Source organism: Actinomadura rudentiformis, from assembly GCF_008923185.1.
In the GTDB taxonomy this organism is placed as follows: Bacteria; Actinomycetota; Actinomycetes; order Streptosporangiales; family Streptosporangiaceae; genus Spirillospora; species Spirillospora rudentiformis.
The window spans coordinates 1-18,165 of record NZ_WBMT01000034.1 but is presented as its reverse complement, the minus strand read 5'-3'; the positions used below and the strand labels follow the sequence as shown (position 1 = coordinate 18,165).

Genomic DNA, 18,165 nt, shown 5'->3' with positions numbered 1-18,165 from the left:
GTGGAACAGCGGACGTACAACCAGTACTGCGCCACCGCGCGGACGCTCGACATCGTCGGCGAACGCTGGACGCTGCTCCTCATCCGCGAGCTGATGACGGGACCGAGGCGGTTCGGCGATCTCCAGAACAGCCTCCGGGGGCTCGGTACCGGGCTCCTGTCGGCGCGGCTGAAGCATCTCGAACGCGAGGGCCTGGCCAGGAAGATCACCTTGCCGCCGCCCGCACGTACCCCCGCCTACGCCCTCACCGATGCCGGTGAGGAGCTGGCGCCCGCGGTTCTGGCGCTGGCGACGTGGGGAATGAAGTGGGCGATGGGGGAGCGCCGCGAGGGCGAGGTGTTCCATCCGGGCTGGGCCGTCCTCGGCCTGAGGACGTGCTTCGTCGCGGAGGCGGCCGCGGGCCTGCGGGTGGTGTACGAGTTCCGCGTCGGCGACGAGGTGTTCTACGCCGACATCGACGACGGCACGATCGAGACCGCGCACGGCCCGGCCCAGCGGCCCGACCTCGTCATCGAGACCGATGACGCGACGTTCCTGGAGGTCTTCACCCGCGGTCGCGGCCTCGCCGATGCGATCAAGAACGGCGAGGTCGCCGTGACCGGTGACCGCGAGGCCCTCGGCAAGCTCCGCGTGCTCTTCAAGTGGCCGGAACAGGGCCACCGGAAGCCTGCCTCGTAGGGTCGGCCGGTTATGGAGCGGGCGGGTAGGGGACGCCGCCGAGTGCACGGGCGTGCTCGTGCAGCTCTCGGTTGGCCGCCGCCATCTCCGCGGCGGACCGGCACCCGGGCGACGCGGTGCGCAGCAGCCCGAAGAGCACGGAGTCGGACGGCGCACGCAACATCGGCACCCAGCCGGGGGTGAAGCGCTTGATCAGGACGACGCCGCTCAGCCCCAGGTCTTCGGGGGCCGTCGCGCGCATGGCCGCCTCGATGAACGCGGCGGCATGCGCGGCGGGCAGGATCATCGTCGCCCACGGGTGCGGGCGGTCCCACTCGCCGATGGCCTTGAGCTCCTCGACGTCCGGGCGCATCCGGTCGGCGAAGTCCCGGTAGGGGAGTTCCTCTACTTCGGCTGGGTCCAGGCCTGCGGGAGGGTGCGTTCCGTCGTACACCACGGCCTTGAGTTCATAGCCGCTCGTCTTCACCTGGCCTGAGATGTGGTCGGCACGCACGCGGCGTTGTGCCTGGATGAGCTCGGCGGCGGATGAGCAGCCGACCTTGCAGGAGAGCACCCGTTCGGGCGCGGGGATCAGGCGGAGCGTGGCGCGCGTGATGATGCCGTGGCGGCCCATCCCGGCGCGTACGGCGTCGAACAGTTCGGCGCGGCGTGACGGGGAGCAGGACACGATCTCGCCGTCCGGGGTGACGACGTCGAGGGCGAGCACGGTGGCCGCCTGGGTGCCGTGGACGTGCGAGGCGCCGCCGACACCGCCCGCCGAGAGCGTCCCGCCGATGGTCAGATCCAGGAGATCGGTGAGCACCGGCGGGGTGCGGCCGTGCGGCAGCGTCGCGTCCAGGAGTTCGAGCCAGGTGGCGCCGGCGTCCACGGTGACGCGATCGCCGCGTACCTCGTGGACGGACGCGAGCCCGCGCATGTCCAGCACGACGCCGTCCGTGAGCGGCTGACCGCCGGTCGAATGCCCGCAGCCACGCGCGACCACGTCCGTCCGCGCGGTGCGCAGGACGTCGGCGATCTCGCGCGCGGAGGCGGGGCGCAGCACCTCGCCCGGCGTGCGGTCGATCATCCCCCCGAAGTCGCGCACGGTCCCGCCACGCCGGTCATCTCTGGTGCTGCCACGCCGGTCATCGCTGGTCGCGGCTGTCGCGGAGGCGGTCGGCGACCCGGTTCATGAGATCTCCCAGCAGCTGCACTTCCTCGGGAGAGAGCTGCGAGATGAGATTGTCGCGCACGACCTGGCGGTGGCCCGGCCGGACCTTGGCCAGCGCCTCCTCGCCCTTGACGGTCAGCTCGGCCCAGACGGCGCGGCGGTCGGAGTCGCAGTCGGTGCGGCGGACGAATCCGTCCCGTTCGAGCTGTGTCACCTGGTACGTGAGCCGGCTCTTGGAGATCATCGCCTGCCGTGCCAGGTCGGACATGCGCAGGCGCCGGCCGTCGGCCGTGAGCAGCTTGATCAGGATCTCGAACTCCCCGTGGGACATGCCGCCGTCGGCCTTGAGCTGCCGTTCGACCTCGTGCTCCATGAGGTGGGACGCCGTGAGGAACCCGAGCCAGGCGCGGAGTTCGGAGGGGTTGAGGGCGTCATCGTTCACGAGCCCGATTCTACTGCGTGGTTTGAATTTGAACTAATCCCTGATAGCTTGAGTCAAGATTTGAACCTTCAACAGTCCAGGAGGCAGTGCATGCTCCCCGCCCGCCAGTTCCCGTTCCTTCCCGATGTCGGCCTGCTGATCGGCCGCGTGGCGCTCGGCGTCCTCTTCGTCGCGCACGGCTGGCAGAAGCTCACCGACACCGGCCACGCCGGCGTCACCAAGATGTTCGAGGGCATCGGCATCCCGCTCCCCGCCGTGTCCGCCACGTTCGCGACCTGGGTGGAGCTGCTCGGCGGCATCGCGCTCATCGCCGGTCTGCTCGTGCCGGTCGCCGGGGTGCTCCTCGCGGTCAACATGGCCGGCGCGTTCTGGTACGTGCACATGGACAAGGGCTTCTTCGCCGACAAGGGCGGCTACGAGTTCGTGATGATCCTCGGCGCCGCGGCGCTGACGCTGGCGTTCACCGGCGCGGGCCGCCTCAGCCTGGACGGCGTGCTCTTCGGTCGCGGCAGCCGGGAACGGGAATCGGTGGCCGCCTGACCCGTCACCGGCCGGTGTGCGCGCAGGCGTACACCGGCCGCGGCGTGTCCGGTCGCGATCTGCTTGGCCGAGCCATGGCAAGATGTTCCCAGATGACCTTTTCTGGGCATGTTGATCATTGAATGGACTTCTCGGGAAGTAGGTCGCGTGTCGGGCGGTAGTGAGTTCGTAGTGGTGGCCAACCGGCTGCCGGTCGACCGGGCTGGAGAAGAAGACGGCTGGCGGCGCAGCCCGGGTGGCCTCGTCAGCGCCATCGCGCCGGTCATGCGAAGCAGGCAGGGCACATGGATCGGCTGGTCCGGCGCGGCCGACGAGGAGCTGGAGCCGTTCGAGACCGACGGCATGCACCTGTTTCCCGTGCCCCAGTCGGCAGAGGACGTGCGGCTCTACTACGAAGGTTTCTCTAACGCGACCCTATGGCCGCTCTACCACGACGTGGTGGCGCCGCCGATCTACGACCGCGCGATGTGGGACGCCTACGTACGCGTGAACCAGCGCTTCGCCGACGCCGCCGCCAAGGTGGCGGCGCCCGAGGCCATCGTGTGGATCCAGGACTACCAGCTCCAGCTGGTCCCGGCCATGCTCCGCAAGCTGCGCCCAGATCTCCGCATTGGCTTCTTCCTGCACATCCCGTTCCCGCCCCTGGAGCTCTTCTGGCAGATGCCGTGGCGCCGCCAGATCCTCGAAGGCCTCCTGGGAGCCGACCTGGTCGGCTTCCAGCTCCCAGGCGCGGCGTCCAACTTCGTCCGCCTCTGCCGCCGCCTACTCGACGCGCGCTACGTCAAGCAGGACGTCTTCTGGGACGACCGGATCGTCCGCGCCCGCGCGTTCCCCATCTCCGTGGACGTGGACGAGCTCAACGACCTCATCGCCCAGCCCGCCGTCCGCGAACGCGCCGAGGAGATCCGCACCGACCTGGGCGACGCGACCATCCTCCTCGGCGTAGACCGCCTCGACTACACCAAGGGCATCACCCAGCGCCTCCAGGCGTTCGGCGAGCTCTTCGGCGACGGCCACCTCAAGCCGGGCCAGGCCGTCTTCGTCCAGATCGCCACGCCCAGCCGCGAACGCGTGGAGCAGTACCAGCTCCTCCGCGAAGAGATCGAGCAGCAGGTCGGCCGCATCAACGGCGAGTACGGCGAACTGGGCTTCCCCGTGGTCCACTACCTGCACAGCTCGTACGACCGATCCGAGCTCGCCGCGCTCTACCTCGCCGCCGACGTCATGGTCGTCACCCCACTCCGCGACGGCATGAACCTCGTCGCCAAGGAGTACGTGGCCTGCCGGAGCGACCTGCGCGGCGCCCTCGTCCTCAGCGAGTTCGCCGGCGCCGCCGCCGAGCTCAAGCGCGCCTTCCAGGTCAACCCGTACGACATCGACGGCCTGAAGAGCATCCTCCTCACCGCTCTGAACGCCGACCCCATGGAGCAGGGCCGCCGCATGCGAGCCATGCGCAAACGCGTCATCGAACACGACGTGGACCGCTGGGCCCAAGACTTCCTGACCGCCCTGGAGCAATCCCACGTCCCTGAATCTCCCACCCCCAGCCGCGACCGCGACCAGCGAGCCGTCGGCGGAGGAAAAGTGGCGTACATGAGGTCATGAGCTCCAACAGCAGCGGAGCCGCATGCCCAGGAGAAACGCCGCCCATGGCCGCCATCCACACGTGCCGATGTGATCTGGCCGCCACGAACGCAGGGCGCGCGTACGCGAACCCCGGGGTGAAGCCACCAACCTGCACCGCCGCGTGCACGACGCTCTATCTGCATGACCCCTGCGAACCAGCCCCACGCGGAGCCCGCGTGGCATGGACGCACGCACCAGACCGGCCGCGTAGGCGCCATTTGGACCGAGTGCTTGCCTGACCGGATGCGTGCTTAAGGGCACCACCGCGCGTGTGTCCGCCCATCTGACGGCACGTGGGTAACGGCTCGCGTGCCTGGACGGTGGCTGCGGGCCGTTCCACGCCTATCAGGCGCGCGTGGACCCACGCGACCGGATGCGGGCCTGAGGGTGCCAGTTTCGCGGTGTCGGCCCGCTGTACGGCATGTCCGTAACGGCTCGGGTGCCTGGGTGGCGGTGGGGTGCGGCCGTTCTGCGGCTGCCAGGCGTGCGTGTACGCCACACGACCGAGGGTGGCAGCCTGTCTGTGTCGGCGCATCTGGCGGCACGTGCGAGCGGGTTGCGTGTCTGGATGGCGGTGGCTGCGGCCGTTCTGCGGCTATCAGGCGCGCGTGGACGCCACGCGGCCGGATGCGTGCCTGAGGGCGACAGCACGAGTGTGTCGGCCCGCCTGACGGCAAGGTGGTACCGCTTAATGTGCGTGGCATGCGTGACGGCGCGCATGACCGTCCGTGGGTAAGCGGGTGCATGCGGGGATGGCGCGTCAGGCGTGTGTGACGGCGGGGGTGGCCGTCCTGGGCCCGCCTGCCTGGATGTGGCGTGCGGGACCTTCCGCGGGCGGGTGGCCTGCGGTATGGGAGTGTTCGCTGGTCAGGCGGCTTGGGCGGGGCGGAGGTCGAAGGCGGCCCAGACTGCTTTGCCACCGGTCGTCAGGGGGGCCCAGCCCCAGGCACCGCTGATCGCGCCGACCACCAGGAGGCCGCGGCCGCCTTCGCCGAAGCGCTCGGGGATCTGCTCCACCGGCACGGGGGTTCCGGGGCCCGGGTCGGTCACGGCGACGACCAGCCGGCGGGGGTGGCCGAGCAGGACGAGCTGGATCGGGTGGGTCGGCGCCGGCTGGGGGAGGTCTCGCAGACCGTGGCGCAACGCATTTGTCACCAGTTCGGAGACCGCGATCACGATGTCCTCCGCGGCGTGGGTGAGGTCCCACTCGGCGAGGGTCGCGAGCGTGAAGTCGCGCGCGGTCTTCGAGGAGGTGGCGTCGGCGCGCAGAACGCGCCGGGCGGTGCGCGGGTCGCCGGCGGGCGGGGTCGGCCATCGGCCGGCCAGCCCGGGGACGACGGCCACGGTCACGGCAGGTACGGCGCCGGGTGTCTGGTCGGCGGACTGATGGGTGTCCGGCCAGAGCTCATGGTCCAGCGCCGGCGGCCGCCATGGGCGCCGCGCACCGTCGGCGGGGAAGGTTTCGACGTCTGCCTGGTCAACGATCATTGTCAAACCCCAGGGGCGTGCGGGTCGGTCGGTGGCGGGCGTTCGCTATCTTGCTCCCCATGTCGTGCAGATGCAAGACCGTCTGCATGAACGAATGCAAGAACGAATGCACGTGCATCTCGTACCATGGCAACGGGTGGGGCGAGATCCGCGGCCTCCCGAGAGGGAGGCGCAGACGCCTTCAAAGGGGGCAAACAGATGGACGACGAGCTGTCGGACTTCGTTGCTTGGGAACTCGTCTGGCAGAAGAGCCGCCGCAGCAACCCGAGCGGCAACTGCGTTGAGATGGCCGAACTCCCCACCGGGGAGATCGCCGTGCGCAACTCCCGGTACCCGCAGGGTCCGGTCCTCGTCTATACCCGGGAGGAGGTCGAGGCCTTCGTCGGAGGCGCCAAGGACGGCGACTTCGATCACATGCTCGTCTGAACGCTCAGTAAACCGAATCGCGTTCCATTCTGCGGCCGGGCCAGGTACCGTGCGGTCGCATGCACCTGGGGCAGATTGCTGAGCAGACGCCCGAAAAGCCCGCCGTCATCATGGCGGGCTCCGGCCGCGTCATCACCTACCGGGAACTGAACGAGGCCTCCAACCAGCTCGCGCATCTGCTTTACACAGAGGGGCTGCGGCCCGGGGACCACATCGCGTTCATGCTCGAGAACCATCCGCTCTTCCTCGCCATCGCCTGGGCGGCGCAGCGCTCCGGGCTCTACTACACGGCCATCAGCTCGCGCCTGCAGCCCGACGAGATCGCGTACATCGTCGACAACTGCGAGGCCAAGGCGTTCATCACGAGCAAGGCGCTCGAAGCCGCTGCCGGGACGGTCAGCGTGCCCCTGCGGCTCATGCTCGACGGGACGGCTCCGGGCTTCCTCTCGTACGAGGAGCAGGTGGGCGCCCAGCCCGTCACGCCGATCGCAGAGGAACGCGAAGGCTCGGACATGCTCTACTCCTCGGGCACGACGGGACGGCCCAAGGGTGTCAAACCGCAGATCTCCCTCGCCGAGATGGGCACGCCGGGCGTGCTCTTCCAGCTGTTGTCGCTGCTCTTCCAGCCTGACGGCGACTCGGTCTACCTGTCACCGGCGCCGCTCTACCACGCCGCGCCGCTGCGCTACTGCCTCACGATGCAGCGCTTCGGCGCGACCGTGGTGGTGATGGAGAAGTTCGATCCTGAGCAGGCTCTGGCGGCGATCGAGAGGTACGGGGTGACGCACAGCCAGTGGGTGCCGACGATGTTCATCCGGATGCTGAAGCTGCCCCGGGAGATACGGGACCGGTATGACCTCTCCAGCCTCCGGTGTGCGGTGCATGCCGCGGCGCCGTGTCCCGTGCCGGTGAAGGAGCAGATGATCGAGTGGTGGGGGCCGGTGCTGCACGAGTACTACGCCGGCACCGAGGGCAACTGCTTCGTTTACACCAACTCCGATAACTGGCTCGCCCACAAGGGCACGGTGGGCAAACCGCTGCTCGGCGAGATCCATGTGTGCGACGAGGAAGGGAACGAGCTTCCGGTGGGGACGTCCGGCACGCTCTACTTCGGCGGTGGGCCCGCGTTCGAGTACCACGGGGACAAGGCCAAGACCGAGGCGTCCCGCGACCCGTGGGGGCACGGCTGGACCACCCTCGGCGATGTCGGCCACGTCGACGAGGACGGCTTCCTCTACCTCACCGACCGGCGCTCGTACATGATCATCAGCGGGGGCGTGAACATCTACCCGCAGGAGGCCGAGAACGTCCTGGCCGTCCATCCCAAGGTCGCCGACGTCGCGGTGTTCGGCGTGCCCGACGCCGAGATGGGCGAGGCCGTCAAGGCCGTCGTCCAGCCTTTGTCGATGGACGACGGCGGCCCCGCGCTCGAAGCCGAGCTGATCGCGTATTGCCGCGAACATCTGGCCCACTACAAATGCCCGCGTTCGGTCGACTTCCGCGCCGAACTACCCCGCCACCCCACAGGCAAGCTCTACAAACGCCTCCTCAAGGACGAGTACTGGCAGGAGCAACGCCCCACCCCGGCCTGAGGCCGCTCCCGCCCGTGGCGGCACCCGGTCTGAGATGGCACCCGGTCAGAGGCGGCACGTGGTCTCGGCAGCCCGGTTCGAGGCGGCACCCGGTCTTGGGCGGCTCGGGCCTGAGCCTGCTCCTGGTCTGGGGCGGCCCCTGTGATGTGGCCCGGTCTGGTCTCGGGCGGGCCGTGCCTGAGGCGGCTCTGGCGGGAGTGGTTCGGTCTGGGATGGCCCCGTTTGGCGGTGGCCGGGCCTGGGGCGGCTCTGGTAGGAGGTGCCTCGTCTGAGAGCGCCCTGAGGGCGCTGAGGGGCCCGTACACGGCGAACGCCCCGGGCCGGGGAGTTGATCCCTGGACCGGGGCGTTCGGCCGCTGAGCGCCCCTGGCGGGGTCGCTCGGTGATCTTCTAGTGCATCGGCATCGGCGCGTCGACCGCCGAAGTGGCCGGCTTCTTGCGCGGCAGCAGGAGCGCCGGCAGGAACGCCAGGAGCAGCAGCCCCGCGGCCCACCAGAAGGTGTGCTGGTAGGCGTCGGCCATCGGAGGCGCGATCTTGGCGAGGACCTCCGGCGGGACCTTCTCCGCCGAGCCGATCTCGCCGCCGCCACCGCTGCCGAGCCTGTCGCTCAGCTGGTTGGCGAGCAGCACCGCGATCATCGCCGTGCCCACGGACGCCGACACCTGCTGGATGATGTTGAGCATCGTGCTGGCCCGCGGCACCTCGTCGTGCACCAGGGTCTGGATGGCCGCGGCCATGGTGGGCATCATCGTCATGCCCATGCCGAGACCCATCACGAACAGCACGGCGCCAAGGCTCCAGTAGGAGGTGTCGGCCTGCAGCAGCGCGGCGAAGCCGGCCACCGACAACACGACGACCGTCAGGCCGACCAGGACGACCCGGCCGGGGCCGATCTTGTCGGTGAGCTTGCCGCCCACCGGCATGGTGACCATCGCGCCGAGCCCCTGCGGAGCGAGCAGGAGGCCGGACATGAGCGCGCCCTCGCCGCGGACCGACTGGTAGTACAGCGGCATCAGCAGCATGGCGCCCATGAACGCCGCCATGAAGAGCACCATGGTGCCCGAAGCGGCGGCCACCGAACGGCGCTTGAGCAGGCGCAGGTCGATGAGCGGGCTCTCGGCGCTGAGCGCGCGGAAGACGAACGCGACCGTCAGCGCGGCGCCGATGACGGTGGGGATGAGCGCCTCGGTCTCGGTGAAGTCGCCCAGCTCCGCGCCCTTGGCCAGACCGTAGATCAGCAAGGCCAGACCCGGGGAGAGCAGGAGCAGCCCGAAGAAGTCCAGGCGCTCGCCGCGTTGCGGGCTGTCGGGCTTGAGGATCCGCGCGGCCATGACCAGCGCGATGATGCCGATCGGCAGGTTGATGAAGAAGATCCAGCGCCAGGACACGTCATCGACCAGCCAGCCGCCGAGGATCGGGCCCATGATCGGGCCGAGCAGCATCGGGATGCCGACGACGCTCATCACCTGGCCGACCCGGGACGGGCCCGCGGCCTGGGTGAGGATCGTCATGCCGGCGGGCATGATCATGCCGCCGCCGAGGCCCTGCAGTACGCGGAACGCGATGAGCGACTCGGCCGACCAGGCCGCGCCGGCCAGCATCGACCCCAGCACGAAGAGCGTGATCGAGATCATGTAGAGGCGCTTGGTGCCGAACCGCGCCGAAGCCCAGCCGGTGATCGGGATGACGGTGGCGAGCGCGAGGGTGTAACCGGTGGCCACCCACTGGATGGTCGCGAGCGGAGTCTTGAACTCCTTGGCGAGGTCGTTGATCGCGACATTGACGACGGTCACGTCAAGGATGGACATGATCGCGCCGAGCACGACGACCATGGCCACCGCGAGCACGCCACGATCAAGGCCACCGCCGGAACCGGAGGGTTCCGGTGGAGTGTCGGCCACCTTTGGGGATGCTGGGGCGGTCAAGTGAAACTTCCAATCGTCAGGCTCGGGCACACGGGCGCCAGAGGTGAAAGATCATGTTGGGGGTGTCACTGGAAAATACTGCAGTGACTGACACTTTGCGAGCGATTAAACCCGGCTCGTCCCAGGAGTATTCCGGGAGCCTCGGACATTCTGCGCTGGTCCCACCCCCTCAGGATGGAACCTCAACCAAACTTGAGGGCAAGTCGATGTGACATACCTGACACTCGCCCTGGCCGGTACGTGAGCAGCGCGTTTCCAGAACCGAAACGGCGAGTGTCCATGAGCTCCAGCGGACCTTCCTCATCGCGCCTCCGTACGTCGCTGTCACAGAGGAAGGCCGTCGAGACCACTCGACTCATCTGTGACCCACACCACACCTAGCGGGCCTGCGGGCGGCTCTGAGTGGCGTGACGCAGGACAGCCGCATCACACCCCACCCGCCACGGCCGCGCATTGTGCAGGGCGGCTCGATCGTGGCGATCGGGGCTTGAACGTGCCTCTGGCCGGGTGAGGGTGTCGGCTGTAGCCTCCGGGCTATGGCTCGGCACCGGGCAAAGGTGAACGCCAAGCGGCATGTCATGTCTGTGGGGATACCGATCGGTCTTGTCGCCGTGCTCGCCTGCGTGGGCGGCGGCGTGCTCACGGTGGGCCTGCTGGACAGGAATGAATCGCCGAGCGCGCCCGCTGAGACGGTGGCTGAGAAGGCCAGCCCGGCCCAGCGGCTGGTGACCGTGACGGTCACCGGGGCCAGTTGCCATGTCTTCGCCAGCACAGCGGGGAACAAGGTGTTGTTCAACCGGTACGCCAAGCACGGCGAGTCCGTACACTTCGACATCGCTCCGCTGACCCTGGTGCTGAGCGACGGCGGCGCGGCGCGGGTGTTCGTGCGTGGCAGGCCACAGGCTATCGGCAGGTCCGGTGACCGCCAGCAGATCACCGTTGACCGGTGAGCCGGTGCAGCGCTCACGTGACCTCGCGTTCAGCGGATCTGGTTGGTGGCGTTGCGGCGGGCGCGCTAGGTGATCGGGCACTGGGTGCCGGTGCAAAGCATGCGTACGAGCAGATCGCCGAAGATGCGCTGCGCTTGTTGCGGGTCCTTGGACAAGTAGACCTTGCCGCCGGTGACGTTCACGATTTGTTGGAGTGGCCGGGTGTCGATGTCGTCACCGTAGGCGCCGATGATGATGCTGACTGGGCGCGCGGGGTCGTACTCCTGGCGGAGCGTGCGGATCAGCTCGTCGAGCTTCATGCCGTTGTACGGGTCGCTCTCTTCGCCGTCGGTGAAGACGGTCACCACGTTGAAGACCTCGGGCCGGTAATTGCGGCTGACCTCGCGGAAGCCGGCCAGGATCGTGTCGTACAGGCCGGTGTAGGTTCCGGGGATCGGCTTGGAGCGGGCGACCGCTGAGATCAACCGGTCGCGCTGGCTGACGCCGTTGTCGACCGATCCCATCGCCCGGATGGGGACCGCCTCGCGGTGGTCTCGGGTGCCGTCGAGCCTGGTGGCGAACTGCCAGAGCCCGATCTCCACGAAATCGGGAGTGAGCTGGAGGCTCTGCTGGATCTGCCGGCTGAGCGCGGTCAGACGGCTGGTGGACGTGCCGGGCACCGGCTGGCGCATGGACGGTGAGACGTCGAGGACGTCGAGCAAGCGGGCGCCCAGCCGCATCCGGTTCCACATGTCGCGGATCTTCACGGCGGTGGGGGAGTCGGGCAGTTGGATTCGCCGGGGCGGTGCCGGGGTGAAGCCGAGTTTGGGGTCCAGGGCGCTGCCGGCTTGACCCTCGGGGGTACGGAAGCCGGCGTCGGTCAGCAGCTCACGTGTGGCCGGTTCTCTGAGGAATCTGCCGAAGGCGTCGGCGGCCTTGCCCTGGCTTCTGTCGTGGGTGACGCGGACATACGGATAGTCGAGCACGACCGTGCCCTCCGCAGGGTAGACAGGCACCAGGCTGCGTTCGCCGACCGCCTCGTTCTCCAGCAGAGACTGCTCGGAAGCAACGCCGATGGTGGTCCGTCCGGTGTCGCCGACCGCAGCGTGCACCGCGACGGGGTCCTTGACCGTCATCGTGCGTAGGGCCAGCATCGCGGTCGCGAAGTTCAGCAGGCCGCGCTGTCCGGTTCCGGCGAGGGTGTGCAGGGCCAGCAGCGGCCCCATTCCCGTGGTCGAGGTGGCCGGTTCGGGGACGACGAATCGTGGTGCGTCGGCGTCCGTTCGCTGCCGGGGGTCGGGGATTCCGCCGGGCATGAGGGAGCGCCAGCTCGCCTTCATTCCCTGGGCGCTGAACTTGCGGGCGGTGCTCGCCGAGAGCACCCAGACGATGGGCGAGCTGGCCAGCGAGGGCTCGACTGAGGCCACCGCCGCGGCGCCTGTGCTGCCGCTGCGTGCCAGCGGCACCCAGAGCCATGAATCGGGAATCCACGCGTCCGGTGGAGGGGCGCCGGGCTCCTCGACGGTGCCTGCCAGGGTTTCGGCGACAGACGCGGGGGACCTTGGCTCGATCCGCACCGAGACGCACCGCCCGTCCACCTTGGTCCCCTGGAACCGCGCGGCCGCGGTACGCAGTGGAGCGGCCACCCCAACGGCCACGGCGACGACGACCGTTCGACACGGGCCGCTCGGAGCGTCCGAGCATGCACCGAGGCCGGACGACGCGATGGACAATGCGACACCGAACACCAGGGGTCTTCGCACCGCCGACTTCCTTCCGCCTGCCCCCGATGCCGCAGAGCGACTCCCGCATTCCAAAGAAGCGCTTGCTTACATTGACGGAGCGGCCCGAGCCTGTCAATCCTCCGCAAGACTTGCGTTCGCCAATACTCCACGCCTTGAGGTCCCAGCTCGCAGAACGCACCACGACCTGACCGGCGGCCGGACTCGGACATGGTTTGCGCTTGTGGGGGGTCATCGCCGGGGAAACCATGAGGGCCCCGACCCCACCGGAGCGGAAATGAAGAAGTCAGTACGTCATGGGTTCGTCGGCGCGACTCTCACAATGGCTGTCACCGCGGCGATCGTCGTCGTCCCCGCGACACCGGCGCTGGCGTTGGCCCGCACATGCAGCATCCCGTACGGCGCATACGGCTGTTCCACCAGCTCGATCCCGGAGACTCGCGGCGCGATTCTGATCACTGCGTTCGCCCCGAGCACGTTCAGCGTCTCGGTCACGTGCCGTGCGCACGATTCGGGCAACGGCAACGAGGTCGGCCGCGTCACCTCGACGAACTGGATCACCAGGAGCAAGGAGATCGGCGGCCTGACCAACTCCTACTTCCTCAGCTGCGTCCGCTCCACTACCAGCGGCGGAGGCGGCGGCCGCATCGAAAACTGACCCACCGACCCGACCGGCAGAGGTACCGGGGACGGCCGTGCCTATCGGTGGGAAGATCGGCAGGTCGGCGGTCGTGCGGTAGTCCACCCATTGGATCAGGCCGATCTCGTGGCTGCGGCTCATCTGACGCGAACCTTGATGCGGGTGAACGGCGCCGCTGTGGCATCAGGCAAGGGGCGAGACGTCATCGCGCCAGCTTCGAGGCCGTCCAGTTCATGATCGCGTTGGTGCGTCCAAGATGGCGAGAATGCCCGTGCGTGGCCGGCGGTGCTGGCTACTGTTCGCTCATGTCTGAGATTTCCGGTCAGCTCCCCTTCGACAGCGACTTCGGATCTCACACCGCGCCGTCCACCTCGGTGCCGGGACTGCACTACATCGCCGACTGGATCAGTCCAGACGTCACAGACGCCCTGCTCGCGGACATCGACGCCGAGCCGTGGTCGACGGAGCTGAAGCGGCGCGTACAGCACTACGGCCATCGATATGACTACGGTCGCCGCAGCGTGGCAGCAGCTTCGCCGCCGCTTCCGGTTTGGGCACGGCAAGCGGCAGCCCGCCTGGTCGGTGAGGGGCTGATGGACCGGGAAGCGGATCAAGTGATCGTCAATGAGTATCAGCCGGGGCAGGGGATCAGCGCCCATGTCGACTGCGTGCCGTGCTTCGGCCCGGTCGTCGCGGCGATCTCCCTGGGCTCCAGCTGCCTCATGGACTTCACCCACCCCGAGGACGGTTTGAAGCTGGCGGTGCGTCTGGCGCCGGGCAGCCTTCTTGTCATGACCGGTCCAGCCCGATTCACCTGGCGCCACGCCATCGCCGCGCGCAAGAGCGACCCTGGTGCGACAGGGCGCGTCCCGCGTGGGCGGCGAGTGTCGATGACCTTCCGCACAATCATCCATCCCAAGCGGTAGCCGTCGACGATCGCCGGCGGACGCGCGCGCCGGGTCAAAGGCCTTCACACCGGTCGCCTGGAAGGCGGAGCCCGGATTCGCCGTGCCCGACGGCTATGACTCGGCCTGGGAGGAGATCCTCGACGACGTCGAGTGTGAGACGTACGAGTACATGAGCGACGTTCCTTTCACCACCTGCTCCCACTGTGCGATCAGGGCGAGTGGCATATGAAGCCGACCCTAGTAGATCTCCATGCGGTGGCGGAACGCTTCGGCGCCGCGCATCTCCTGGCCCGCGTGGTGCTTGATGACGAGTTGGCGGTTCCCTGCAAGAGGGGACAGGTCGATGCCAGGTGGCATACCGGAGATGTAGAGCAGCCGGAGTGCGGGCAGGTCTGCCAGCGGGCTCAGGTCCTTGATCTTCCCGCAGCCCCGGATGTGCAGGGCCCGCAGGTTCGGCAAGCCGCTGAGCGGTGTCAGATCCGCGACCTCGGTGTGCGACACGTCCAGGAAATCGAGGTTGTCGAGCCCGGCGAGAGGACTCACATCCCGGATCGGGCACTGTTCGACGGCGAGCGTGTGGAGCGGCAGGTGGGAAACCGCCTCCAGGTCGGAGACCCACGGGCATCCGGACAGGTCGAGGGTGTGAACGTGTGGCGTGGAGTGGGTGATCTCAGCGAGGTCGCAGGCGAGGCGGCTTCGACAGAGCCCTAGTGACCTGACGTTCTGGAGTGGCGGGAGCATGTCCACATCGGTCAGGTGTCGGGCATGACCCAGTTCGAGAGTCAGCAGCGACGAATAGCGCTTCAGCGGGGAGAAATCTGCGACCTTCCCACACCGCGGAAGGCTGATCGTGTCCAGCAGCGGATAGTCGTTGAGGAACCCCAGGTCCGCAAGGCCCTCCCGAATGAGACTGAGGCGCCTCAGCTCGGGAAGCGGGGGCATCCGCCGAGGATCCACGTCCGCGCTGCAGATGAGGGAGAGCTCTTTGAGACTCTCGGCATGCTTGGCAAGGAAGGCGAAGTCGGTAGGGCCCTCCAAAGTCAGGCCGAGCTCAGAGCGAGCCGGAAGCCTGTCAAGCGCGCTCACCTGCCCGGGGGTCCGGGCCCAGACCCAGCTTTCATGCTCCCTCGTCGTTGCCAGCACACGTTCGGCGTACTCGGCCGGATCGAAGTAGTCCCACGCGGTGTTCAGTTCGAGTTGAACGTCGAGCCTCGGGTCTTCGGCGTACCGAGCGAGGAGGTCAAGGGCCTGCGGCCCGTTGATCAACCATGCCGCGCGTGTGGTCGCGGCCGCCGCTGCGACCGGCAAGCCGTCCAGCGTCTTCGGCAGCCGGGCCAGCACCGGCTCCCCGGCCGTGGCCAGCGAACGCGCGGCGGCCTCGTTCCGTGGCGGGACCAGGTCGTCCAGGCACCGGTCGATTCCCTGGCGAAGATCCTCCGGGACGGAAGGCAGCGTTTCCAGGCAGGCCACGGTGACCAGCTTGAGCGCCCGTGCTTGGCGAGGCTCGGCCTCCATCCGGGCGAGGAGACCGCCGATGAGTTCGCGGCACTGCGGTTCATTGGCGTGCCCGGCGGCCATGACGACGGTCTGGCGCCACTGGTCGCGGTGCGCGTTCCGGATGAGCAGATCCATGTCGCCGAGACTCGCCGCCTGCTTGGCGGCCAGGTATTCCTGAACGGTCCGATGCACGAAGTCGATGCGCCCTGGCACGGGCTCACGGATCACGCCACTGCGTTGCAGCAGCATGTCCAGGACGTCCGCGGCGTTCACGTCCACCTGCGGCATTGACGCGAGGCGGTCGGCGATCAGCCGTTCCACCATCGGCTTCGGCAGCTCCACCCGGCCGCTGGTCGACAGATGCCATGCCACGTCCTGCAGGATCCGGATCTTCCGATCGCGGGGCAGTTGGACTTCGCGTGCACTGGGAACGTTGCGTTTGGCGTCACGGGTCTCGAGCAGCAGGTCGAGGGCCGCCGCGTACAGGCCCATGCGATCGCGGGGCAACGTTTCCAAATCCAGATTGAGCGCGCACAACATCGCTGCCAGCAATGGGCTGGACGCGAGGGCCTGGAGATGCGGGGCCGACTCCAGCCGAGCCAACAGCTTCGCCTCGTACGACGGCAACTGCTCGGGTGTGCATGGCGTCTCCGCGCAGTGGCGCAACGCATCATGCCAATGCTTGACGAGCGCGCGGATGTCGGCTGGACCCATCTGCTCAAGGAACGCCGTGGTGAATCCCTCGTTCTTCAGCCAGCCCACCTCGGCGGCGGCCGGACGGGATGTGACGATGACACGGATGCCACCGAACTGGCCGACGATCTCCTGGAGCCATTGCCGCACCGCCTGCCGACGCCCGCCGGTGACCTCGTCCACACCGTCCACCAGAAGCAGCACGCGCCCTGACTCAAGCCGCCTGTGCACCCAGCCGCGCGGCATGATGCCGGTCAGCGTCCCGGCCACGTCATCGAGGAACTCCTCCGGCTTGGGCAAGGCGCCGTCGGCGTGACTCCGCAATTTGATCAGGAACGGGACACGACCGTTCCAGCCCGTCAGCTCGCCGGTGAACGCGCCCCGCGCAGCCGTTACGGCCAACCAGCGAAGCAAGGTGCTCTTGCCGCCACCGGCCTCGCCGCGTAGCAACATGAGACGGTGCTCGCCGAGCGCGGACTCCACCCGCACCGCACCACCTTCACGCTCGCCTCGCCAGTCGGAGATCGAAGCAGGCTCGGTCTTGCGGCGCTTGCCGGTCTCCTCGGTGACGTTGAGGCTGATGTACGCGACGCTCAGCGTGGTGCGTGGCCGGTTGAGCCGGCTGAAGCGGACGCCGAACAGTTCGAGGGTGTCCAGATTGTGGCTGAGCGCGGTCAGATAGCGGCGGGTGAACTCCTCGTCCTCGGCATCGCCCTCGGGCGCCGACAGAGAACGCACGGGAAGCCTGACCAGCACCGAGTTGACCTGGTCGGCAAGCCCGCTCAGCCGGTTGAGGATCGCCACCGAGGCCCGTGGTTCGAACTGCGGAAGGTGAATGAGGATGTTCGCCAGGCAGTCGCAGCACTCATCGAGCACGACGTTGTACAGCCGTGCCCCCGCCTCGCCGAACTGCCCGCGCGCCGCGTACGCCGAGAGTCGTGAACGCAGGCCGCGCGCCAGCTTCACCGCGTCCGCGTCGGCTGCGAAGAACGCCTCGTCCGAGAGATCGGCGTCCTCGAGCGTTCTGACGACGGCGAAGAGAACCGCCTCGCGATCGCCCTCGGTCAGGCCGCCGAACTCCTGCCGGGCGAACGCCAGCAGCCTTTCGGCGACCGAGTCGGCGATGTCCTCGAACTGCCGCTGCGCTCGCCGCCGCTTGATCTCGTCCGGGAAGCCGAGCTTGATGAGCTCAACGAGATCCTTGGACGCCGCGTCCCTGGTAGAACGCCCCGCGAGCCATCGCCCCACGGCCAGCTGCGCTACAGACCGGCCGACGTTGAACGCGGCGACTTCAACTGACACGCCACCAAGTATGGCGACATGCGTCAGATTTTGCCGCCCTTGATGTCCTCGACGAAGCTCTGGAACGCACCAGCCGAGAACGCCAGCACCGGCCCATCCGGATCCTTCGAGTCCCGCACAGCCACTACGCCCCGCGAGTCGCCCACCTCAACGCAGGCCCCACCGTTCGAGCCACTCGCCGAAGACTTGCGCCAGTCAGCGACCTCAACACAGTCGCCGCCGTTGCCAGCGCTTGTCGACGACTTGCGCCACGCTGCGAGCTCAACGCAGTCGCCGCCGCTGGCATCGCTCGCGGAGGCCTTACACCAGCTCGTGAGCTCGATGCAGTTTCCATGATTGCATCGTGGAGACCCCGTCCTTCAGGATGGGAGGGACTGTCTGAAAGATCGTGTGGGTGGGGTGGTGATCCGGAAGGCTGGGGCTGAGGCCCCGGCCGGGAAGGATCATGCGTGACCAACCACGATGAGGACGAGACAGGTAGCGGGTTGGATGTCCAGCTCGCGGCTGAGCTGATCGAGCGGGCCAAGGCTGAAGGAGTGTCGCTGGTCGGGCCGGATGGGCTGCTGGCCGGGATCACCAAGACCGT

General features: G+C 68.2%; 15 protein-coding genes. 8 read left to right on the top strand and 7 right to left on the bottom strand.

What is annotated here, in order from left to right; all coding sequences use genetic code 11:
- Positions 1-678: a winged helix-turn-helix transcriptional regulator gene (locus F8566_RS47220; protein ID WP_151570606.1), complete on the top strand. Its 678-nt coding sequence runs from the start codon at positions 1-3 to the stop codon at positions 676-678.
- A gap of 10 nt (positions 679-688) precedes the next feature.
- Here the strand turns inward: F8566_RS47220 and F8566_RS47215 are convergent, their stop codons facing one another.
- The gene (locus tag F8566_RS47215) at positions 689-1,762 is read right to left on the bottom strand and encodes an FAD-binding protein (protein WP_151570605.1); all 1,074 of its coding nucleotides are present in this window, start codon (positions 1,760-1,762) and stop codon (positions 689-691) included.
- A gap of 40 nt (positions 1,763-1,802) precedes the next feature.
- Positions 1,803-2,270, bottom strand: a complete 468-nt coding sequence (locus F8566_RS47210) for a MarR family winged helix-turn-helix transcriptional regulator (protein WP_225994183.1) — start codon at positions 2,268-2,270, stop codon at positions 1,803-1,805.
- Between the two features lie 90 nt (positions 2,271-2,360).
- Here F8566_RS47210 and F8566_RS47205 point away from each other — a divergent pair, with 90 nt between their 5' ends.
- A complete protein-coding gene (locus F8566_RS47205; RefSeq protein WP_151570603.1) occupies positions 2,361-2,810 on the top strand; it encodes a DoxX family protein in 450 nt (149 codons plus the stop codon).
- Positions 2,811-2,957: 147 nt separating this feature from the next.
- On the top strand, positions 2,958-4,415 hold the full coding sequence (locus F8566_RS47200; protein ID WP_225994182.1) for an alpha,alpha-trehalose-phosphate synthase (UDP-forming): 1,458 nt from the start codon (positions 2,958-2,960) through the stop codon (positions 4,413-4,415).
- 888 nt (positions 4,416-5,303) lie between these two features.
- Here F8566_RS47200 and F8566_RS47195 read toward each other — a convergent pair.
- Positions 5,304-5,924, bottom strand: a complete 621-nt coding sequence (locus tag F8566_RS47195) for an ATP-binding protein (protein ID WP_151570599.1) — start codon at positions 5,922-5,924, stop codon at positions 5,304-5,306.
- Between the two features lie 198 nt (positions 5,925-6,122).
- On the opposite strand from F8566_RS47195, the gene F8566_RS47190 reads away from it, so the two are divergent.
- Positions 6,123-6,350: a DUF397 domain-containing protein gene (locus F8566_RS47190; protein WP_151570597.1), complete on the top strand. Its 228-nt coding sequence runs from the start codon at positions 6,123-6,125 to the stop codon at positions 6,348-6,350.
- Positions 6,351-6,409: 59 nt separating this feature from the next.
- A complete protein-coding gene (locus tag F8566_RS47185; protein ID WP_151570595.1) occupies positions 6,410-7,942 on the top strand; it encodes an acyl-CoA synthetase in 1,533 nt (510 codons plus the stop codon).
- A gap of 390 nt (positions 7,943-8,332) precedes the next feature.
- On the opposite strand, the gene F8566_RS47180 is transcribed toward F8566_RS47185, so the two are convergent.
- Positions 8,333-9,844: a DHA2 family efflux MFS transporter permease subunit gene (locus F8566_RS47180; RefSeq protein WP_225994181.1), complete on the bottom strand. Its 1,512-nt coding sequence runs from the start codon at positions 9,842-9,844 to the stop codon at positions 8,333-8,335.
- A gap of 560 nt (positions 9,845-10,404) precedes the next feature.
- On the opposite strand from F8566_RS47180, the gene F8566_RS47175 reads away from it, so the two are divergent.
- Positions 10,405-10,818, top strand: coding sequence for a hypothetical protein (locus F8566_RS47175; RefSeq protein ID WP_151570593.1), 414 nt, complete (start codon positions 10,405-10,407; stop codon positions 10,816-10,818).
- A 65-nt stretch (positions 10,819-10,883) separates the two neighbouring features.
- Here the strand turns inward: F8566_RS47175 and F8566_RS47170 are convergent, their stop codons facing one another.
- Complete coding sequence (locus F8566_RS47170; protein WP_192810258.1) at positions 10,884-12,560, bottom strand: substrate-binding and VWA domain-containing protein; 1,677 nt, start codon at positions 12,558-12,560, stop codon at positions 10,884-10,886.
- Between the two features lie 301 nt (positions 12,561-12,861).
- Between F8566_RS47170 and F8566_RS50665 the strand changes: the two genes are divergently transcribed.
- Positions 12,862-13,197, top strand: coding sequence for a hypothetical protein (locus F8566_RS50665; RefSeq protein ID WP_192810257.1), 336 nt, complete (start codon positions 12,862-12,864; stop codon positions 13,195-13,197).
- 257 nt (positions 13,198-13,454) lie between these two features.
- A complete protein-coding gene (locus F8566_RS47160) occupies positions 13,455-14,105 on the top strand; it encodes an alpha-ketoglutarate-dependent dioxygenase AlkB (RefSeq protein ID WP_225994180.1) in 651 nt (216 codons plus the stop codon).
- Between the two features lie 219 nt (positions 14,106-14,324).
- Here F8566_RS47160 and F8566_RS47155 read toward each other — a convergent pair whose 3' ends face one another.
- Both F8566_RS47155 and F8566_RS47150 read right to left on the bottom strand, forming a co-directional pair.
- The gene (locus F8566_RS47155) at positions 14,325-17,579 is read right to left on the bottom strand and encodes an NACHT N-terminal Helical domain 1-containing protein (protein ID WP_151570589.1); all 3,255 of its coding nucleotides are present in this window, start codon (positions 17,577-17,579) and stop codon (positions 14,325-14,327) included.
- A gap of 23 nt (positions 17,580-17,602) precedes the next feature.
- Positions 17,603-17,902: a DUF397 domain-containing protein gene (locus tag F8566_RS47150; RefSeq protein WP_151570587.1), complete on the bottom strand. Its 300-nt coding sequence runs from the start codon at positions 17,900-17,902 to the stop codon at positions 17,603-17,605.
- Positions 17,903-18,165: the final 263 nt, after the last annotated feature.

Coding starts and splice junctions, on each gene's coding strand:
- F8566_RS47205 (WP_151570603.1), top strand. CDS start 2,361: ATGCTCCCCGCCCGCCAGTTCCCGTTCCTTCCCGATGTCGGCCTGCTG.
- F8566_RS47195 (WP_151570599.1), bottom strand. CDS start 5,924: ATGATCGTTGACCAGGCAGACGTCGAAACCTTCCCCGCCGACGGTGCG.
- F8566_RS47190 (WP_151570597.1), top strand. CDS start 6,123: ATGGACGACGAGCTGTCGGACTTCGTTGCTTGGGAACTCGTCTGGCAG.
- F8566_RS47185 (WP_151570595.1), top strand. CDS start 6,410: ATGCACCTGGGGCAGATTGCTGAGCAGACGCCCGAAAAGCCCGCCGTC.
- F8566_RS47175 (WP_151570593.1), top strand. CDS start 10,405: ATGGCTCGGCACCGGGCAAAGGTGAACGCCAAGCGGCATGTCATGTCT.
- F8566_RS50665 (WP_192810257.1), top strand. CDS start 12,862: ATGGCTGTCACCGCGGCGATCGTCGTCGTCCCCGCGACACCGGCGCTG.